At 65.8% G+C, this 19175-nt stretch carries 19 protein-coding genes; 12 read left to right on the top strand and 7 right to left on the bottom strand.

Features of this window, described 5'->3' with window-relative positions:
* Positions 1-18 precede the first annotated feature (18 nt).
* Complete coding sequence (gene petA / locus WN73_RS41305; protein WP_011085272.1) at positions 19-549, bottom strand: ubiquinol-cytochrome c reductase iron-sulfur subunit; 531 nt, start codon at positions 547-549, stop codon at positions 19-21.
* A 277-nt stretch (positions 550-826) separates the two neighbouring features.
* Here petA and WN73_RS41300 point away from each other — a divergent pair, with 277 nt between their 5' ends.
* From WN73_RS41300 to WN73_RS41275, 6 genes are all read left to right on the top strand, one after another.
* Positions 827-1285, top strand: a complete 459-nt coding sequence (locus WN73_RS41300) for a tRNA (cytidine(34)-2'-O)-methyltransferase (RefSeq protein ID WP_011085271.1) — start codon at positions 827-829, stop codon at positions 1283-1285.
* 18 nt (positions 1286-1303) lie between these two features.
* Positions 1304-1936: a 7-carboxy-7-deazaguanine synthase gene (queE, locus tag WN73_RS41295; RefSeq protein ID WP_271558064.1), complete on the top strand. Its 633-nt coding sequence runs from the start codon at positions 1304-1306 to the stop codon at positions 1934-1936.
* Between the two features lie 17 nt (positions 1937-1953).
* Positions 1954-2319, top strand: coding sequence for a 6-pyruvoyl trahydropterin synthase family protein (locus WN73_RS41290; protein ID WP_060912954.1), 366 nt, complete (start codon positions 1954-1956; stop codon positions 2317-2319).
* A 119-nt stretch (positions 2320-2438) separates the two neighbouring features.
* The gene (gene hemF / locus WN73_RS41285) at positions 2439-3326 is read left to right on the top strand and encodes an oxygen-dependent coproporphyrinogen oxidase (protein ID WP_060910837.1); all 888 of its coding nucleotides are present in this window, start codon (positions 2439-2441) and stop codon (positions 3324-3326) included.
* On the top strand, positions 3317-4063 hold the full coding sequence (locus tag WN73_RS41280) for an HAD family hydrolase (protein ID WP_271558061.1): 747 nt from the start codon (positions 3317-3319) through the stop codon (positions 4061-4063). Before hemF ends, WN73_RS41280 begins: the two co-directional genes overlap by 10 nt.
* A 349-nt stretch (positions 4064-4412) precedes the next feature.
* Positions 4413-4622 (top strand): YodC family protein, encoded by a 210-nt coding sequence (locus tag WN73_RS41275; protein WP_011085266.1) that lies wholly within the window; start codon positions 4413-4415, stop codon positions 4620-4622.
* A gap of 368 nt (positions 4623-4990) precedes the next feature.
* Here the strand turns inward: WN73_RS41275 and WN73_RS41270 are convergent, their stop codons facing one another.
* Positions 4991-6562: a hypothetical protein gene (locus tag WN73_RS41270; RefSeq protein WP_271558059.1), complete on the bottom strand. Its 1572-nt coding sequence runs from the start codon at positions 6560-6562 to the stop codon at positions 4991-4993.
* Positions 6563-6884: 322 nt separating this feature from the next.
* On the opposite strand from WN73_RS41270, the gene WN73_RS41265 reads away from it, so the two are divergent.
* Positions 6885-7448 carry a hemerythrin domain-containing protein gene (locus WN73_RS41265; protein ID WP_271558058.1) on the top strand — a complete coding sequence of 188 codons (564 nt, stop codon included), beginning with the start codon at positions 6885-6887 and terminating at the stop codon, positions 7446-7448.
* A gap of 177 nt (positions 7449-7625) precedes the next feature.
* Positions 7626-7844, top strand: a complete 219-nt coding sequence (locus WN73_RS41260; protein ID WP_039183971.1) for a hypothetical protein — start codon at positions 7626-7628, stop codon at positions 7842-7844.
* A 283-nt stretch (positions 7845-8127) separates the two neighbouring features.
* Here the strand turns inward: WN73_RS41260 and WN73_RS41255 are convergent, their stop codons facing one another.
* Genes WN73_RS41255 through WN73_RS41235 form a run of 5 tightly spaced genes read right to left on the bottom strand, consistent with a single transcriptional unit; the run spans position 8128 to position 11701 of the window.
* Positions 8128-8898, bottom strand: coding sequence for a sulfite exporter TauE/SafE family protein (locus WN73_RS41255; RefSeq protein WP_271558056.1), 771 nt, complete (start codon positions 8896-8898; stop codon positions 8128-8130).
* Positions 8895-10151 (bottom strand): CCA tRNA nucleotidyltransferase, encoded by a 1257-nt coding sequence (locus WN73_RS41250; RefSeq protein ID WP_161536102.1) that lies wholly within the window; start codon positions 10149-10151, stop codon positions 8895-8897. The genes WN73_RS41255 and WN73_RS41250 overlap by 4 nt, the downstream gene beginning before the upstream one ends.
* Before the next feature lie 10 nt (positions 10152-10161).
* Positions 10162-10425, bottom strand: coding sequence for a DUF6111 family protein (locus WN73_RS41245; RefSeq protein ID WP_011085255.1), 264 nt, complete (start codon positions 10423-10425; stop codon positions 10162-10164).
* Entirely contained in the window at positions 10422-11093 is a 672-nt protein-coding gene (locus tag WN73_RS41240; RefSeq protein ID WP_028175033.1) for a CoA pyrophosphatase, read from the bottom strand. The genes WN73_RS41245 and WN73_RS41240 overlap by 4 nt, the downstream gene beginning before the upstream one ends.
* On the bottom strand, positions 11090-11701 hold the full coding sequence (locus WN73_RS41235; RefSeq protein WP_028175034.1) for a DUF1285 domain-containing protein: 612 nt from the start codon (positions 11699-11701) through the stop codon (positions 11090-11092). Before WN73_RS41235 ends, WN73_RS41240 begins: the two co-directional genes overlap by 4 nt.
* A 300-nt stretch (positions 11702-12001) precedes the next feature.
* Here WN73_RS41235 and WN73_RS41230 point away from each other — a divergent pair, with 300 nt between their 5' ends.
* From WN73_RS41230 to WN73_RS41215, 4 genes are all read left to right on the top strand, one after another.
* Entirely contained in the window at positions 12002-13000 is a 999-nt protein-coding gene (locus tag WN73_RS41230) for an AAA family ATPase (protein WP_011085252.1), read from the top strand.
* The gene (locus tag WN73_RS41225) at positions 13000-13944 is read left to right on the top strand and encodes a DUF58 domain-containing protein (RefSeq protein ID WP_028175035.1); all 945 of its coding nucleotides are present in this window, start codon (positions 13000-13002) and stop codon (positions 13942-13944) included. Before WN73_RS41230 ends, WN73_RS41225 begins: the two co-directional genes overlap by 1 nt.
* The gene (locus WN73_RS41220) at positions 13941-16754 is read left to right on the top strand and encodes a DUF4159 domain-containing protein (RefSeq protein WP_271558053.1); all 2814 of its coding nucleotides are present in this window, start codon (positions 13941-13943) and stop codon (positions 16752-16754) included. Before WN73_RS41225 ends, WN73_RS41220 begins: the two co-directional genes overlap by 4 nt.
* Before the next feature lie 151 nt (positions 16755-16905).
* Positions 16906-18969: a hypothetical protein gene (locus WN73_RS41215; RefSeq protein ID WP_271558052.1), complete on the top strand. Its 2064-nt coding sequence runs from the start codon at positions 16906-16908 to the stop codon at positions 18967-18969.
* Positions 18970-19175 lie beyond the last annotated feature (206 nt).

Here is a 19175-nt window from a genome sequence, read left to right as displayed (position 1 = left end):
CGGACGAGGGTCCGAAGCTCAGCCGATCTGGATTTTGGTGTCGGAAACGAACTGGTACGGCGGCACCGGCAGGTTCGCGGGCGCGGGCCCCTGACGGATGCGGCCGGACGAATCGTACTGCGAACCATGGCAGGGGCAGAAGAACCCGTCGTAGTTGCCCTCATGAGCGATCGGGATGCAGCCGAGATGGGTGCAGATACCGATCACGACCAGCCACTGCTCATGGCCGGACTTGACCCGGGCCTCGTCGCTCTGCGGATCGGGCAGGCTCGCCACGTTGACGGCGCGCGCCTCGTCGATCTGCTTCTTGGTGCGGTGGCTGATGTAGATCGGCTTGCCGCGCCAGAATACCTTGATGTCCTGGCCCTCGGCGATCGGGCTGAGATCGACCTCGATCGGCGCACCGGCCGCGATGGTCGAGGCATCAGGATTCATTTGGGAGATGAAGGGCCAGAGCGCAGCTGCGCCCCCTACTGCTGCAGCTGCCCCCGTTGCAACGAATAAGAAATCACGGCGTGTCGGATGGTCCGCCGAAGACGCTGTCGTCACGATTCCAACCCTTTCTTCTTATGCTACCGGTGGAACCGCTCCGGGGGCCCCCAAGGTCCCCAGAACTGGCTGCCGGCGCCCGCGACCCCCCGCGGCGGCAGAACTTCGCTTGTCCCCGCCAAAACAAGCGAAAACAGCAGTCCAGAATCGTTCTATTGGCACCCTTGCCGGGCGAGCGCAAGCCCGCTAACGGCGGGGAAGCGTGCAATGCACGAATTCCGCGGCCAGCGATGTTTTATTGAGACATTTCCGGCCCACAACCAACCCGCCGCCGCCCATGCAGATAGCGCTCTTCCAGCCCGACATCCCCCAGAACACCGGCACGATTCTCAGGCTCTGCGCCTGCCTGGGGCTGGCCGCCCACATCATCGAACCGGCAGGGTTCCCCGTCTCCGACCGGCATTTCCGCCGGGCGGGAATGGATTACCTCGACCAAGTCAGCATCACCCGCCATGTCTCCTGGCCGCAATTCGAGGAGTGGCGCGCGGCACAGGGCTGCCGGCTGCTGCTGTTCACCACGAAGGCCGCCACCGACTACCGCGATTTCCGTTACCAGACGTCGGACATCCTGCTATTCGGGCGCGAGAGCGCCGGCGTCACCGACGCGGTGGTCGAGGCCGCGGATGCGCGGCTGGTGATCCCGATCGCCCCGGGACTGCGGTCGCTCAATGTCGCCATGACCGCGGCGATGGCCGCAGGCGAGGCGCTGCGGCAGATCCGGAACCCGCAAGGTTGACATGTTGAGGAGAGACCATTGAGTTACGCGGTCAAGGAAATCTTCCTGACCCTGCAAGGCGAAGGCGCCCATGCCGGGCGCGCGTCCGTGTTCTGCCGCTTTGCCGGCTGCAATCTGTGGAGCGGACGCGAGGCCGACCGTCAGGACGCGACCTGCAAATTCTGCGACACCGATTTCGTCGGCACCGACGGCACGCTCGGCGGCCGCTACGCGTCGGCCGCGGAGCTCGCCGACACCATCGCGGCACAATGGACCGCCTCCAATGCCAACCGCTACGTGGTGCTCACCGGCGGCGAACCGCTGCTCCAGGTCGACGATGCGCTGATCGATGCGCTGCATGCGCGAGGCTTCGAGATCGGCGTCGAGACCAACGGCACGATTGCCGCACCGGATGGCCTCGACTGGATCTGCGTCAGCCCCAAGGGCGGCAGCGAGCTGGTGCTGCGCCGTGGCCACGAGTTGAAGCTGGTCTATCCGCAGGCCCTCGCCGCGCCGGAGACCTTCGAAGGCCTCGCCTTCGAGCGCTTCTCGCTGCAGCCGATGGACGGGCCCGAGGTTGCCGAGAACACCGCGCGCGCGATCGACTACTGCCTGCGCCATCCGCAATGGCGGCTCAGCGTGCAGACGCACAAATCGCTCGGCATCAGATAGGATTGGTTTTCGAACAGATGTGGGAATTGACGAAATCGTTCCGCTTCGAGGCGGCGCATTCACTGTCGGGAACGACGTTCGGCGCGGCCAGCGAAGAGATCCACGGCCACTCCTTCCGCGCCGAGGTGACTGTGCGCGGCACCCCGGACCCTGCGACCGGCATGGTGGTCGATCTCGGCCTCCTCCAGCGCGCCATCGAGGACGTGCGCTTGATGCTGGACCACAAGTTCCTCAACAAGATCGAGGCGCTGGGCAAGCCTACGCTGGAAAACCTCTCGCGCTTCGTCTGGGAGCGGCTGGCGCATATCGGCAAGCTCACCCGCGTCAGCATCCATCGCGACAGTTGCAACGAGAGCTGCACCTATTACGGTCCGCAAGGTTAGATTTCGTAGGGTGGGCAAAGCGTAGCGTGCCCACCAATCAAGACAAATGGTGATAGATGGTGGGCACGGCGCAAGGGCGCCTTTGCCCACCCTACGGCAGGTCCGTTCGGGAATTGAATATGGACGTTTCGACGATCGAAGACCGCAAGACGCGCGCCCGCGCCTGGTTCGAAGCTTTGCGCGACGACATCTGCGCGAGCTTCGAGCGGCTGGAGGACGACGCCCCGCAAGGCCTCTATCCGGGCGAGGCTGGCCGCTTCACGCGGACGCCCTGGCAGCGCACCGATCATAGCGGTGCGGCCGGCGGCGGCGGCGTGATGTCGATGATGTCGGGCCGGCTGTTCGAGAAGGTCGGCGTGCATTGCTCGACCGTGCACGGCGAGTTCGCGCCCGAGTTTCGAGCGCAGATTCCCGGCGCGGCGGACGATCCGCGGTTCTGGGCCTCCGGCATCTCGCTGATCGCGCATCTGCGCAACCCGCACGTGCCCGCCGTGCACATGAACACGCGCTTCGTCGTCACCACCAAGGCCTGGTTCGGCGGCGGCGCCGATCTGACGCCGGTGCTGGATCGCCGGCGCACGCAGGACGACGCCGACAGCATCGCCTTTCACGCTGCGATGAAAGAGGCCTGCGCGCAGCCGAACGGCGTTGCCGATTACGACAAGTACAAGAAATGGTGCGACGAGTATTTCTACCTGCCGCACCGGAAAGAGGCGCGCGGCATCGGCGGCATCTTCTATGACTGGCACGATAGCGGCGACTGGGACGCCGACCTCGCCTTCACCCAGGACGTCGGCCGCGCCTTCCTGAAGATCTATCCCGACATCGTGCGGCGCAATTTCGCGAGCGCCTGGACCGCTGCCGACCGCGAGGAGCAACTGATCCGGCGCGGCCGCTATGTCGAGTTCAACCTGCTCTACGACCGGGGCACCATCTTCGGGCTCAAGACCGGCGGCAATGTGGATTCGATCCTGTCGTCGCTGCCGCCGGAGGTGAAATGGCCATGACCATCGTGAGGCCCCTCCCCCGCGCCATGCTGATCGACATGGACGACACCATCCTGTCGGCTTATGGCCGGCCCGAGATCGCCTGGAACACGATCGCGAACGAGTTCGCCGAGGAGCTTGCGCCGCTGCCGCCGCGAGAAGTCGCGACCGCGGTCCTGGCTTTCGCGCGAAACTTCTGGGCCAATGCGGAAGCCGCCTGGCGGATGAAGCTCGCCGAGGCCCGGCACCTCACGGTCAAGGGCGGCTTCGCCGCGCTCGCGGCCGCCGGCCACCGCGCCCTGCCAGATGATCTCGCCGTCCGCCTCGCCGACCGCTTCACCGCCTATCGCGAGGAGGAGATGTTCGTCTTCCCCGGCGCGCACGAGGCGATCGACAAGTTGAAGGCGCTCGGCATCAAGCTCGCACTGGTGACCAACGGCGCCGCCGACACCCAGCGCGCCAAGGTCGAGCGCTTCGAGCTCGCGCACCGCTTCCACCACATCCAGATCGAGGGCGAGCACGGCTTCGGCAAGCCGGAGGAGCGCGCCTATCTGCACGCGATGGACGCGCTTGGCGTCGCCGCTGATGACACCTGGATGATCGGCGACAACCTCGAATGGGAAGTCGTGACGCCGCAGCGCCTCGGCATCTATTCGATCTGGATCGACGTGCATGGCGACGGCCTGCCCGAAGGCTCGGCCGTGAAGCCCGATCGCATCATCCGCTCGCTGACCGAGCTGGTGCCGGACCGGTCGTAACCAGGGCGCGAAACAAAAACGCGAAAAACAACCCCATGCACAGTAGCCGGCTGCAGCAAAATCAACGACTTACGGATTTTACGAAACCGTTTGACCCGTCGGGCGAAACAGGCGCATGATGCCATCATCGCGGCGCATGGGACAGACAAGCCCCTGCGCAACCCATCGCGCAGGCGCCCTTGCCTCCGTCATGGTCCCGCTCCCGGCCTGAAGCTCCGTCGTCGGCGTTTCAGCAGCCTTGGCAGCGGATGCGCGCTGCCGCAGCACATCCACTGATCCCGCAGTCCGTGATCGGCGTGTCATGCCGGCTTGCTAGCCTCTCAAGTCAATCAACCCGAAAGGACCATCCATGGAACTGAAAGCCGGCGATATCGTCATGCTCAAATCCGGCGGCCAGCCGCTGACCGTCGCAGAAGTCAAAGGCGACGACGTGATCTGCCTCTGGATGGGCGTGGAAGGCGACCTGTTTCGCGAGACGCTGCCGCTCGCCGTGCTCGAACACCTGGAAGAGGTGGACGAGGATGAAGAAGAGGACGAGGACGACGAAGACGAGGAATAGGCGCGGCTAAGGCCGCGTCCTAGTTAGATCGGAGCGCTCGGCTCCGGAGCGTCTGATGTCCGCTTTTGCGCCAATCGCGGCGCAGGAGCGGACATCGCCACATGGTGCAGAAGGGCCACGACCAGACTTACGGACAGGTGCCATCTGATGCGTCGGGACTTATTGTTCTCATTGTTCTCACTAGTTGCGGGCGTAACTTCATCATCGGCACGCTTACACGAGGGCAACTGCTGCGCTAAGCGCGCAGCCGGCATCGCTGCGGCGAGCCCGCCGTCCGCGGATGCCTATAGAAAAAATGTCAGGAGCAAACGGGCTCCAGCGAATGATCGATGATGAGAAATCATGTCCGTCGCGTAGAGGAAAATACTCTAAGGTGTGCGGCGGATCTTGTAGAGAACGAAGCGCTCGGACCTGTCCAATTCCTTCAGCATGTCTGGCAGCGGGTTCGCCACGCCGGTGCCGAGCAGATAAAGATAGTTGTAATCTCGATACCAGGTGCGGATGAAGGCGGCGTCGTCGGACGCCGTCATCTGGCCTGCGGCGATTGCACTCAGCAGGCGTATCGGCACAGGCCCACCGTAGGGAATGGCGAGACGGCGGACCTCGGTCCGCGCCTGAACCGGCTGCTTGCCGGCCTCGGCGAATACGTTCGGCACGAAAGCATTGGCGTAATGCACCGCCAGGGTCGGCGCATAATACATTGGATACTGAGTGAGGTCCTTGAACGGTGGATCATCGCCCTCTCCGCTGGTCCCGATCAGTATCTTCGAACCACGATCAATCTTCTGAAAAGACCGAATGAAAGCTGAATAGTCTCCACGGTACGACAGCCAGACCACGAGCACGACGGCCAGATTGGCCAGCGTGATGCCGCCGACAATGGCGAGCGCGGCCATCGTCCATCGTCGGCTCGGCAGTGACAGCGAACAGAAGGCGGGAAGGATCAAAGCGGCCGCAGGAAGAACCCGAATATCCGCGAACGCCGTGCCGAATAGCCTTGGCGGGATCGCAAGGTAGAGGAGCGCGAAGCCAGTTGCGACCCAGATCCCGGCAGGCTGCAGCTTTAGCATGCCGCACCTTGCGGCGACGTATAACGCAGCCATTAGCACGAGCGCGCTCGCCCCCGAGACAGCCATGCTGTAGCCGTTCATGATAAAAAATGGCCAGAGCAGCTTGTAGTCAAAATACCAAGACGTGCCCTCGCTTCCGACAGAGCCCGCGGTCAGTCGCATGACGACCAACAGCGCCACGGCCGGTATTGCGAGCGTGACGAGCCGGAGCGCGGCGTCGCGGTAAGGCAGTTTCCGGTCGAAGGCGCGCCACAGCTCATAGAACCCGAGCGTCGCGCCATAGATCCCCAAGGAAAAGAAATGCGCCGCAAACAGCACCACCACGAAAGCTGTGTTGACGGCGAAACGTACCGGAGTTGGTTGCTCGGCGGCGAACAGATAAGCGGCGATGCCCCAAAGCGCGATGCCGAGAGCGCATTCGAAGTTGACGAATCCCCACGTGAACGGCAGGCAGTAGAGGAACAAGAGCGCCGCGAAGCCGGCGAGGTGAACGCGCCGCTTCACAACCCATTCGAGCGCAAGCGCGCCGCCGATGATCAACAACTGGCCGAAAAGAAGAAACAGCCGAGTCGCGTTCTCGGCGCCGATCAGCCGCGCCATTGGCGGGACCACCAAGTCCATCGCCAGATTGGGATAGAAGGCCCAGGCCGCCTGGTAATATGGATTGGCATTGGCGGTGCCCATTTGGCTCAGAAGATACATGCGGGCGAGGTGGTTGAGGTAATCGACCATCGCCGGAATGGGCGTGAGCAGCGTGGGGAGAAGCGACGCGATGGCGAGCAGGGCGAACACAGTGGTCGCGACCGATCGATCTGAGCGAGCACCGCGATCGATGAGATCTTCTGGGATCAGGAGAGCGGGTACATTCACGCGATTACTCCGGGTATTGAAACCCGGCAGGGTTGTTGTTTTCTTCTAGAACTAGTTGCGGTAGAGCCTCCTAATAATTCGTTAAACGGTTGAGCTATCGAGAAACAGCTACCAGCGGAAGAGTTTCCAATTTTGTTGGGTGAGTTCCGCTTCGGTCCAAGCCCGGACCTCCCATTCGTGACGCGCTATTGGCAAAATAAGCGACATAGAACAGGCGGATGGCGCACCATGCCTCCGGAGCTTGATCTAGCGCAAAGCGCTGAGGCGACTTGGGGCTAAGCTTTCAAGAGCTTCTCAATCGGTCACCTTGTGGATCGCACCAATGATCATTGAGCGCTTAAGCCAAGAGCACCGCAACATTGAGAAACTGCTCGCCATCCTCGAGCGGGAACTTGAGGTTTTCGACCGCGGCGACCGCCCCGACTATGAGGTTATTGGCGCGGTTATCAGCTACTTCGAACTTTACCCGGAGGTTTACCACCACCCTCAGGAAGACCTGGTCTTCGCCAAGTTGCAAATTCGCGATCCGGCTGCGGCTTCGAAGGTCGGTGATCTCGCCCGCGAACACCAGAAAGGGGCCGAACTCTTGCGCCGCGTCGCTCATGCGGTCGACAACGTTCTTGCCGACCGCGAACTGCTTCGGCAGGACGTGGATGCCATCGTTCGCGATTTCATCGAGCACGAGCGGCGCCACATCATGAAGGAAGATCGCGATTTCTTTCCCGCCGCCCTGAAGGCTCTCGAGCCTGAGGATTGGACGGAGATCGCCTCGGCCATGACCAATCCTGAGGATCCGCTGTTCAGCGAGGCCGCCGAAGAGACGTTCGACGCGTTACGGGCGCGCATCCTGCAGTTGGAACAGGAAGCCGAAGCCGAACGGCACTAGTCAAGCTCATCCGCATGCGCTGATTGGACTCAATGTCCCATCGCTGCCAGTCACTTCCGGCGTACCAGACGGGCCGGCCCGTCCACGAGTGTGGGGTTGGGCTTGGGGCCGTCCAATCGCGTACCGCCCTATTTTGTGCTACCTAGTCGAACAAAAGGTAGCAGGAGGAAGCCAACGATGACTGACGATCAAGTCAATCGCGTCGTTCAGCACCTTTGCGAGCAATTGCACCTGGCGCTCCGATTGAAGGACAGCGAGGCACATCCACCAAACGCCAAGGATATTGGATTTGATCCCGCCTCGGTAAGAACTGTCTTGCTGACCGGGTTACGTTCGGCGGGCGTCACGATCAACCACGAGGCAGCCGCGGCGGGCGAAGAGCCGCCGTGGTCCTGAACGCAAAACGCGAGACGGAAGCTGGCGCCGATATCTGAGTTGGGTCAAAAGCCGCCGATGGCGGTTATGCTTGGCGATTTCCGGTTTGGGCGCGAAACCTGACGTTCCTGGGCACACGCCCTGGCCCGTCTCGTCATTCCGGGGCGCGCGCCGCGCGAGCCCGGAATCCATCGGGCTGCAGCGTCGATGGATGAATGGATTCCGGGCTCGCGCCAAGAGGCGCGCCCCGGAATGACGACGGGGCCAATATCCGCGATCCAGACGCAAATGCCGCGAGGATCACCTACGCGACGAGCTGCCGCGCCGCCGCCGAGATCATCACCAGCCCGCCGGTGATCACCGCCGCATCTAGGATCGCGGTGTGGATGTGCACCGGCATCCGCTCGACGAACGCCTTGGCGAGGAATGCGCCGGGGATCGCGATCGCCCCGATCAGCAGTGCGAAGGCGAGCACCTGCGCATTCACGGCGCCGGCGAGGCCGAACACCGAGATCTTGATCAGGCCGGTGCCGAGCGAGATCATCGCATCGGTCGCGATCACGGCGGCGCCTTCGAGGCCCGCGGCCATCAAGAGCGAGAGCAGGATCACGCCGGAGCCCGAGGTGCCGCCGACCAGCACGCCGTAGCCGACCGAGCCTGCGGCAAGGCCGGTGTCGCCGATCCTGACCTGGCGGCGGCGGAGCACGCGGCGCAGCGGCACGCTCAGGATCAGCATGGAGCCGATCACGAGCGCGGCGCCCGCATTGGTGAGGCGCGTATAGCCGTAGGCGCCGAGCGCGGTCGTCAGCGCCGCGCAGGCCAGCACGATCAGCGCGCGGCGGCGGTCGGCATAGCGGACATAGGCGAGCGCACGGCTCGAATTGGTGAAGATCGCGGAGATCGCGATGATCGGCACCACGGGCTCGGCGCCGACGAGGGGCACCAGCACCAGCGGCATCAGCGCGCCGGTGCCGTAGCCGGCGAGACCACCGATGATCGAAGCAAACAACGCCATCAACGCGACCAGCAGAAGCTGAAGGATCGAGATGTCGGCGAAGCCCGATACGATGGTCACGTTTTCCGTTCGCGGCTGACGCGTGCCGCAGCTTGATCTGCGATGGAAGCGAGCGCGGCTTCCTCTAGTGGAAAATCCGCCGCAAGCCAAGCGTCCTCGGCGAGCGTCAACACATGTCCGAGCGCGGGCCCTTCCGCCATCCCGCGCGCGATGAAGTCGGCGGCGCGGAGCGGAAATTTCGGCGCAGTCCAGCGCTGCGGCAGCTCGGCGAGTTCGCGCCAGCGCGACGAATGCACGTCGCCCGCCGCCCGCGCCCAGCCGAGCAACACGCGATCGTGATAGCGCTCCGCACCGAGCCGGTAGAGCAGCCGCCGTGCATTGGCCTCGTCCTTGGCGGCAAACCGCCACCAGCGGTGCCCCATCGAATCCAGCGCCTTGGCCTCGGCATTGGAGAGCCGCAGGCGCGTGGCGACGCGCTTGGCGTCTTCCGTCACGGCCACCGTCAGCGCGGCCAGGCGCCGGGTGACGCTCGCCGGCAGGCCAAGCTCGCGCTCGATCGCGACCATGCTCGCCAGCGGCCCGGTATAGGCGACGCCGCCGATCAGCGCCTGCAGCAATCCGCCCTCGGCCATGGCCAGCACGGCGGCGGACGCACCGCCGGCCACCAGCAGCTTCAGCATCTCCATGCGCACCCGCTCGGCCGACAGGCTGGCAAGGCCCCCACGTCCCCGGATGCAGGCGAGATAGCCGTCGCGGTCGGGCTCGCCGGCGCCGAAGGCGGCGTGGATGCGGAAGAAGCGCAGGATGCGCAGATAATCCTCGGCGATGCGCTGGTCGGGGTCGCCGATGAAGCGCACGCGGCGCGCTCTGGCGTCCGCGATCCCGCCGACATGGTCGTACACGACACCGGTCGCATCGACCGACAGGCCGTTCATGGTGAAGTCGCGCCGCTCGGCATCCTTCACCCAGTCGCGGCCGAACGCGACCTTGGCCTTGCGGCCGAAGGTTTCGGTATCCTCGCGCAGGGTCGTGACTTCGTAGGGATGCCCGTCGATGACCAGCGTGACGGTGCCGTGGTCGATGCCGGTCGGCACGCTCTTGATGCCGGCGGCTTTGGCGCGCCGCACCACCTCCTCCGGCCGCGCCGTGGTCGCGATGTCGATGTCGCCGGGCACAAGACCGAGCAGCGCGTTGCGCACCGCGCCGCCGACCACCCGCGCCTCCTCGCCATCCGCATCGAGCAATTGCAGGACGCGCGCGGTGCCGCCGGAGATCAGCCATGGCGCATCGGCGAGGATCGGCTCCGCGCTCATCGGCAGGCCCCTATTTTTCCGTGCCCGGCACGAACTTGCCGTTCTCGATATGGGCGGGAACGTAGGTCGACTCCGGGCCGGCGCCGGAGAACTGCGCCAGGCCGATCAGACCCGCGATCACAAGCACGATCGCCATGAGGGCAAGGCGAGCGACGATGGTGACCGGCCAGGACGATTGCACGAACAGGCCGGACCGGCTGGCGGCCAGGAACAACGCATAGACGGCAAAGGGAACGAGGAAAATTCCGATCTCGGTCAGAACCGTCCGGATCATGATGAGTAGATCCGCTCATACAGCACACGCAGCATTCCGGCGGTTGCACCCCAGATGTAACGTTCCGCGAACGGCATCGCATAGTAGAAGCGCTCCATGCCGCGGAATTCCTTGCTGTGCATCTGGTGGTTCGCCGGATTCATCAGGAAGGATAGCGGCACCTCGAACGCATCATCAACCTCGGAATGGTTGATCGTGAGCGCAAAGCCGGGCCGGACCCTCGCGACCGTCGGCAGGATGCGGAAGCCGAAGGCGGTGCCGTAGAGATCGAGATAGCCGATCGGCTCGACGAAGTCTCTGGACAGCCCGACCTCCTCCTCGGCCTCGCGCAGTGCCGCATCGAGCGGCGAGGTGTCGGTCGCGTCGATCTTGCCGCCGGGAAAGGCGATCTGGCCGGCGTGGTCGTTGAGATGCGCCGAGCGCTGCGTCAGCAGGACGGTCGGCTCGGGATGGTCCACCACCGCGATCAGGACCGCCGCCGGCCGCACCGGCTGCTCGCGCGCGACGATTTCCAGCATCTTGTCGGTCCCGGGATCGCCCGAGGCCGGAATGATGTTCGGATCGTAGAGGCCGGGCGGCACGTCGAAGCCGAGCCTCGCCCTGGAACGGGTAAAGAAATCCGCAGCGCCAAGCGCGACGGGATCACTTTTCAGGATAGGCTTGTTCAAAGCGCGGCCCTCACCTCGTCCGCATCGGCCATGGCGAAGAATTCGCCGGCCGATTCGACGCCGAACATCGGCTGGCCATCGACCATCCGCTCCTCGCCCATGTCAACCAGATCGTAATAGAGCGCGCGGGTCACCTTGGCCCAGAGATCGGCGCGGACGTGCAGATAGGGCGTCAGCCCGCCGTCCACTGCCTGCTCGAAGCGCAGCCGGTGCGCGGCATCGCAGGTGACCCAGTCGTCGACATTGGTGCGGAAGCGCAGCACGCGATGGTTGTCCTCGCCGTCCTCTTGCATTTCGACCGCCATGAACGGCGCGTCGTCAACGCGGATGCCGACCTTCTCCACCGGCGTCACGAGGAAATGCTTGTCGCCCTCGCGCTTCAGGATGGTCGAGAACAGGCGGACCAGCGCGTGACGCCCGATTGGCGTCCCCATGTAGAACCAAGTACCATCGGACGCGATTCGGATATCGAGATCGCCGCAAAACGGCGGATTCCATAGATGCACCGGAGGCAGGCCCTTTTTGGCGCCTTCGGCACTGGCAGCACTCTTGGCGGCGGCAGTCAGCCCCTCAAGACCACGATCGGCGCTCTGCCCTTGGTTCGCCATGGTTTGCCCTGACTTTGTCCTTTGGCACGATTGGTGCAGGTCTACGCTGTCCATCGGCGAACGGTTCCACCCCGGATTAGTCCGGTGTGGAGGTCGCCACTTCGTGATGCCCTACATACCCTTAAGCCGATAAGGTGGGGATAGGTTAATTCAACGAATACATGGCCTTCCTGCAAGTCTAGCATAGGGGCCATGACTTGGTTTGACGTCTTCGCTTGAAGTGAAGATTTGATGCATCTGACCTGATGCGATGACATGACGACGCGAGCGAGCCGCGCGGCAGGCTGAAGGAGCTAACGGATGGCGGAGAGTGTCGAGAAACTCGAGGATGGAATCGTCCGCTCGGCCGAGCAGGTCTCGAGCCAGATTCGGGCGGCAAAGGACGCGATCGCGTCCGTCATCTTCGGCCAGGACCGCGTGATCGAGAACACGCTGGTCACCATCCTCTCCGGCGGCCATGCGCTGCTGATCGGCGTGCCGGGCCTTGCCAAGACCAAGCTGGTCGAGACGCTCGGCGTCACGCTCGGTCTCGACGCCAAGCGCATCCAGTTCACGCCCGATTTGATGCCGTCGGACATCCTCGGCGCCGAGGTGCTTGACGAGAGCACCGCGGGCAAGCGTTCCTTCCGCTTCATCGCAGGTCCGGTGTTCGCGCAGCTCCTGATGGCCGACGAGATCAACCGCGCCAGCCCGCGCACGCAGTCGGCGCTGCTCCAGGCGATGCAGGAGCAGCACATCACCGTTGCCGGCGCGCGGCACGATTTGCCGAAGCCGTTCCACGTGCTCGCGACCCAGAACCCGCTGGAGCAGGAAGGCACCTATCCGCTGCCCGAAGCGCAGCTCGACCGCTTCCTGATGGAAATCGACGTCGACTATCCCGATCGCGACGCCGAGCGCCGCATCCTGTTCGAGACCACCGGCGCCGAGGAGACGCTGGCGAAGGGATCGATGACCGCGGATGCGCTGATCACCGCGCAGCGGCTGATCCGGCGCCTGCCGGTCGGCGATTCCGTGGTCGAGGCGATCCTGTCGCTGGTGCGCTCGGCCCGTCCGGGTCCGGACAGCGGCGAGACCGGCAAGTTCATCGCCTGGGGCCCCGGCCCGCGCGCCAGCCAATCCCTGATGCTGGCGGTGCGCGCCCGTGCGCTGATCGATGGACGGCTCGCGCCCTCGGTCGACGACGTGCTCGACCTCGCCGAACCTATTCTGAAGCACCGCATGGCGCTGACCTTCCAGGCGCGCGCCGAGGGGCGCACGATTCCGGACGTGATCCGGCAGTTGAAAACACGGATCGGTTGATGGCCGCCGAGAACGGGCACACAGCGAAGGAGATCATCGCGATCCGACGTGCCGATGGCGAAAGCCGCACGCTCGCAGCTTCCTTGCCGCGCCTGGTGCTCGAAGCCCGCCGCGTCGCCGCCAACGTCATCCACGGCCTGCACGGAAGGCGCCGCGCCGGCTCCGGCGAAAATTTCTGGCAATACCGCCGCTTCGTCTCCGGCGAGCCGTCGCAGAACGTGGACTGGCGGCGCTCGGCGCGCGACGACCATCTCTATGTCCGCGAGCTCGAATGGGAAGCCTCGCACACGGTCTGGATCTGGCCCGACCGCTCGCCGTCGATGGCGTTTGCCTCCAAGACCGCGCGCGAGTCCAAGCTCGAACGCACGCTGATCGTCGCCTTTGCGCTGGCCGAACTGCTGGTCTCCGGCGGCGAGCGCGTCGGCATTCCCGGGCTGATGGCGCCGACCGCGAGCCGCAGCGTCATCGACAAGATGGCGCAGGCGATGCTGCATGACGATGCCGACCGGCTGAGCCTGCCGCCCTCCTTCGTTCCTTCCGCGCTCGCCGAGATCATCGTGCTGTCGGATTTCTGGTCGCCGATCGCCGAGATCAGGACGACGCTCGCAGGGCTCTCGGGCTCCGGCGCGCATGGCACGATGGTGCAGGTCGTCGATCCCGCCGAGGAGTCCTTCCCCTATTCCGGCCGCGTCGAGTTCGTCGAGCCGGAAGGTTTTGGCGTGATCACCGCCGGCCGCGCCGAAAGCTGGGCGCAGGACTACACCGCGCGGCTCGCGCTGCACCGCGACCAGATCCGCGCCGAGACCTCGAAGCTCGACTGGCTGTTCACGACCCACGCGACCGACCGCTCCGCCGCCGAGCTGCTGCTGTTCCTGCATGCCGGCATGCAGGTGAGCAAGTCGGGCGCGCGCACCACCTCCATCAAAGCGGGGCCGGCCGCATGATGGGATTGCCGCTCGCCTTCACCGAACCGCTGCTCCTGATCGGCCTCGTCAGCCTGCCGGTGCTGTGGTGGCTCTTGCGCGTGATGCCGCCGCGGCCGCGCCGGATCGAGTTTCCGCCGACGCGCCTGCTGTTCGACATCGCGCCAAGGGAAGAGACGCCTTCGCGGACGCCGTGGTGGCTGACTGCGCTGCGGCTTTTGGCTGCGGCCCTCGTAATATTCGCCGCCGCCGGCCCGATCTGGAATCCGCAGACCGGGCTTGCCGGCAGCAAGGCGCCGCTGATGATCATGTTCGACGACGGCTGGAGCGCGGCCTCGAACTGGGACGTCAGGATCAGGGCCGCCGACGAACTGATCGCCAACGCCGACAACGACCGCCGCGCCATCGCGCTGGTGCCGCTGTCCGAGCCGAACCGCGACATCACCCTGATGCCGGCGGGCGCGGCGCGCGTCGCGCTGCGCCAGCTGGTACCAAAGCCCTATTCGATCGAGCGCGTCGAAACCCTCGCAGCGGTCGATCGCTTCCTCAAGGCCACCGGCGACTGCGAGATCGCCTGGCTGTCGGATGGCGTCGATACCGGGCGCGGCGAGGAATTCGTGCAGGCCCTCGGCAAGACCATCGGCGATCGCAGCCTGACCATCTTCGAAGGCGGCACCTCCTCGCCGCTGGCGCTGGTCGCGGCCGAGAACGCCGCCGCCAGGATGACGGTGAAGGTGCTGCGCACCGACGGCGGCATCGCCGTCGGCACCGTGCGCGCTCTGGACCAGAAGGCATCGCCGATCGGCGAAGCCCGTTATTCGTTCGGCCCGCAGGACAAGGAAACCGAGGCCTCGTTCGACCTGCCGGTCGAGCTGCGCAACGACATCACGCGGCTCGAGATATCGGGCGAGCGCTCCGCCGGCGCGGTGCAGCTGCTCGACAAGCGCTGGCGCCGCCGCGCCATCGGCATCGTCTCGGGCTCGACCAGCGAAACCGCGCAGCCGCTGCTGGCGCCGACCTTCTACCTCACCCGCGCGCTGGCGCCGTTCGCCGACGTGCGGCTCGCCGACAAGGGCTCGCCGCAGCAGGGCATCACCCAGTTCCTCGACCAGAAGCTGCCGATGATCATCCTCGCCGATGTCGGCACCATCGCGCCTGAAATCCGCGAGCGTCTCAATGCCTGGATCGACCAGGGCGGCGTACTGGTGCGGTTCGCCGGGCCCCGCCTGGCGCAGGCCGAAGACGATCTCGTGCCGGTCAAGCTGCGCAAGGGCGGCCGCACGCTCGGCGGCAGCCTGACCTGGGAGAAGCCGCAGCACCTCGCCGCCTTTGCGGCCGACGGTCCGTTTGCCGGCGTCGTGGTCCCCAAGGACGTCACCGTGAGCCGCCAGGTCCTGGCCGAGCCCGATGCCGTGCTCGCCACCAAGAGCTGGGCGTCGCTGGAAGACGGCACGCCGCTGGTGACCGGCGAGCATCGCGGCAAGGGCGTCGTCAGCCTGTTCCACGTCAGCGCCGACATGCGCTGGTCGGATCTGCCGATGTCGGGCATCTTCGTCGAAATGCTGCGGCGGGTCGTCGACATGTCGGGCTACACCACCAAGCCCGGCGCCGGCGTTGCCAGCGAGGCGACCACCGAGACGGTGGCGCCGCTGCACATGCTCGACGGCTTCGGCGCCTTCGGTCCGCCGCCGGCCACGGCAAAGCCGCTTCCGGCCGATTATCGCGACCGCGCCACACCCGATCATCCGCCGGGCTTCTATGGTCCTGCAGAAGGACCGCTCGCCGTGAACACGCTTGCTAGCGCCGACCGCATCGCAGCCCTGAACACCGCGAGCCTGCGCGCCCGGCACGCCACCTACACCAATGCCGAGCCGCGCGACTTGCGCGGCTGGCTGCTGTCGACGGCGCTCGCTCTGTTCCTGGTCGACGCCATCATCGTCGCGGTGCTCGGCGGCGGCCTCGCCGCGCTGCTGCGCCGCCGCGCCGCGCCCGCAATGATCCTGCTCGGCCTCGCGCTTGCGGGCCTCTCCGCACTGCCGCCGACGCCCGCGCGCGCCGACAGCGTCGCGGACGAGTTCGCGATGAAGGCGGTGTCGCAGACCCGCCTCGCCTATGTCGTGACCGGAAATGCCGACGTCGATTCCATCGTCAAGGCCGGCCTGACCGGGCTGACGCTGTTCCTGGCGCAACGCACCGCGCTCGAGGCCGGCGATCCCGTCGGCATCGATCCCGCGCGTGACGAACTCGCCTTCTTCCCGCTGATCTACTGGCCGATCGTGCCCGGCGCGCCCAAGCCGCCGCAGGACGCCATCAACAAGATCGACGCCTACATGAAGCAGGGCGGCACCGTGCTGTTCGACACCCGCGACGCGATCGAGGCGCCGCCCGGCGACAACGGCGCCTCGCAGACGCCGGGCATGCGGGCGCTGCGCGAGATCCTGTCCTCGCTCGACGTGCCCGAGCTCGAGCCGGTGCCGCGCGAGCACGTGCTGACCAAGACCTTCTATTTGCTGCGCGACTTCCCAGGCCGCTTCAACTCCGGCCAGACCTGGGTCGAGACCCTGCCGCGCGAGGACGACGACGAGAGCGCGCAGCGTCCGGCGCGCGGCGGCGACGGCGTCTCGCCGATCATCATCACCTCGAACGACCTTGCCGGCGCCTGGGCCGTGCGCCCCGACGGCCAGTACATGCTGCCGGTGACCGGCGGCGACACCCGCCAGCGCGAATTCGCCTATCGTGCCGGCGCCAACATCGTGATGTACACGCTGACCGGCAACTACAAGGCCGACCAGGTGCACGCACCGGCCCTGATCGAACGGCTGGGGCAATAGAGATGCGCGTGACGAGCTTGAGCCACACGCCTCGTCATTCCGGGATGGTCCGAAGGACCAGACCGCAGGTGCGCACGGCGCACCGGGGAATCTCGAGATTCCGGATTCGATGCTTCGCATCGCTCCGGAATGACGTTGATAGGTCTGTCTGATGAATTACGGCATCGCGTTCACGCCGCTTGTTCCCACGATCGTCCTCTGGCTCGCGCTGGCCGCGATCGTCGTCATCGCGCTCGTGCTGGTGCTGGCGCGTGCACGCGGCGCCGCGGTGCGCGTGGCCGCCTTGGTGCTGTTCCTGCTGGCGCTCGCCAATCCCTCCTTCACCCGCGAGGACCGCGATCCCCTCACCTCGGTCGCCGCCGTCGTCGTCGACAAGAGCCCGAGCCAGAATTTCGGCAATCGCAATCGCGAGGCGGCCCAGGCGCAGGAAGCGCTGGTCGACGGCCTGAAGAAGATCAAGGGCCTCGAGGTCCGCGTCGTCGATGCCGGACAGGCCGACGGCGAGACCGACGGCACGCGGCTGTTCGGCGCCCTCGCCTCGGCCTTGTCTGACGTGCCGGTCGATCGCGTTGCCGGTGCGTTCCTGATCACCGACGGCCGCGTCCACGACATTCCAGCGAACGCCGCCGCGCTCGGCTTCCAGGCGCCGGTGCACGCGCTGATCACCGGGCAGAAGGACGAGCGCGACCGCCGCATCGCGATCACGGCGGCGCCGCGCTTCGGCATCGTCGGGCAAAACCAGACCATCACCTACCGGCTCGACGACCAGGGCGTTTCCGGCGAGCGCGCCAAGGTCACGGTTCGCCGCGACGGCGAGGTCATCAACGAGCGCACGCTCTCGAGCGGCCAGACCGCGAGCGTGGACGTCGACATCAAGCATGCCGGCCCGAACATCGTCGAGATCGAGGCCTCGCCGCTCGAGCGGGAGCTGACGCCGGTGAACAATCGCGCCGTGGTCGCCATCGACGGCGTGCGCGACAAGCTGCGCGTGCTGCTGGTCTCCGGCGAGCCGCATTCCGGCGAGCGCACCTGGCGCAATCTGCTCAAGTCCGACGCCAGCGTCGATCTCGTGCACTTCACCATTCTCCGCCCGCCGGAGAAGCAGGACGGCACGCCGATCAACGAATTGTCGCTGATCGCGTTTCCGACCCGCGAGCTGTTCCAGCAGAAGATCAACGAATTCCAGTTGATCATCTTCGACCGCTACGCCCGCCAGGGCGTACTGCCGATCGCCTATTTCGACAACATCGCGCGCTATGTGCGCGCGGGCGGCGCGGTGCTGGTCTCGGCCGGTCCCGACTATGCCTCCAACACCAGCATCTGGCGCACGCCGCTGGATTCGGTGCTGCCGGCCGAGCCGGTCGGCGTGACCGAGAAGCCGTTCTATGCGCACCTGTCCGACATCGGCAAACGCCATCCCGTCACGCGCGGGCTGGAGGGCTCGGCGAGCGAGCCGCCGCGCTGGAGCCGGTTCTTCCGCACCGTCGACACCCGCAATTCCGTCAACCCGCCGGTCATGACGGGCGTCGACGGCAAGCCGCTCTTGTTCCTGTCGCGCTTCGGCGAGGGACGCGTCGCGCTGCTGCTCTCCGACCACATCTGGCTGTGGGCGCGCGGCTATGAGGGCGGCGGCCCGCATCTCGACCTCTTGCGACGGATGTCGCACTGGCTGATGAAGCAGCCGGATCTTGATGAAGAAGCGCTGCGCCTCCAGGTCCAGGGCAAGGATCTCGTGGTGGTGCGCCAGACCATGTCGGACAGCGTCCAGCCGGTGAGCGTGACCTCGCCGTCGGGCGTGTCGCGCGACCTGACGCTGAGCGCCGGCGATCCCGGCGAGTGGCGCGCCAGCCTGCCGGCCAACGAGCTCGGCCTGTGGCAGGCGACCGACGGCACGCTGAAGGCGCTGATCAATGTCGGCCCGACCAATCCGAAGGAGTTTTCGGAAGTCACCTCCACCACCGAGACCCTGAAGCCGCTGACGCAGGCGACCGGCGGCAATGCCGTGCGCGTGGTTGATGGCGCCAGCGTCGAGCTGCCGCGCATCGTGCCGGTGCGCTCGGTGAGCGTCTTCCATGGCGACGGCTGGATGGGCGTGCGGATGCGCGACGCCAGCGTCGTCAAGGGCGTCGGCGTGCTGCCGATCTTCGCCGGCCTGATCGGCCTGCTGCTGCTGCTCGGCGCCTTCGCCGCGACCTGGGTCCGCGAAGGGCGGTGAAGCCCGATAGCTTGAAGTCGAATCGAATTCGGCCAACAGCGACGCTCTCTCCGTTCCCTCCCCCCTTGTGGGGGAGGGGCAGGGAGGGGGGTGCCACACGGGGACTCTTTCCGTCGCGCACTCACACGCGATGCGTCAATAATCGCCACCTTTTCCAGGGCTACCCCCTCCCTAGCCCTCCCCCACAAGGGGGGAGGGAACGCACC

This window comes from Bradyrhizobium sp. CCBAU 45394 (genome assembly GCF_028128655.1).
Lineage (GTDB): Bacteria > Pseudomonadota > Alphaproteobacteria > Rhizobiales > Xanthobacteraceae > Bradyrhizobium > Bradyrhizobium diazoefficiens.
The sequence above is the reverse complement of the archived record's forward strand: the minus strand, read 5'-3'. Positions and strand labels throughout refer to the sequence as shown.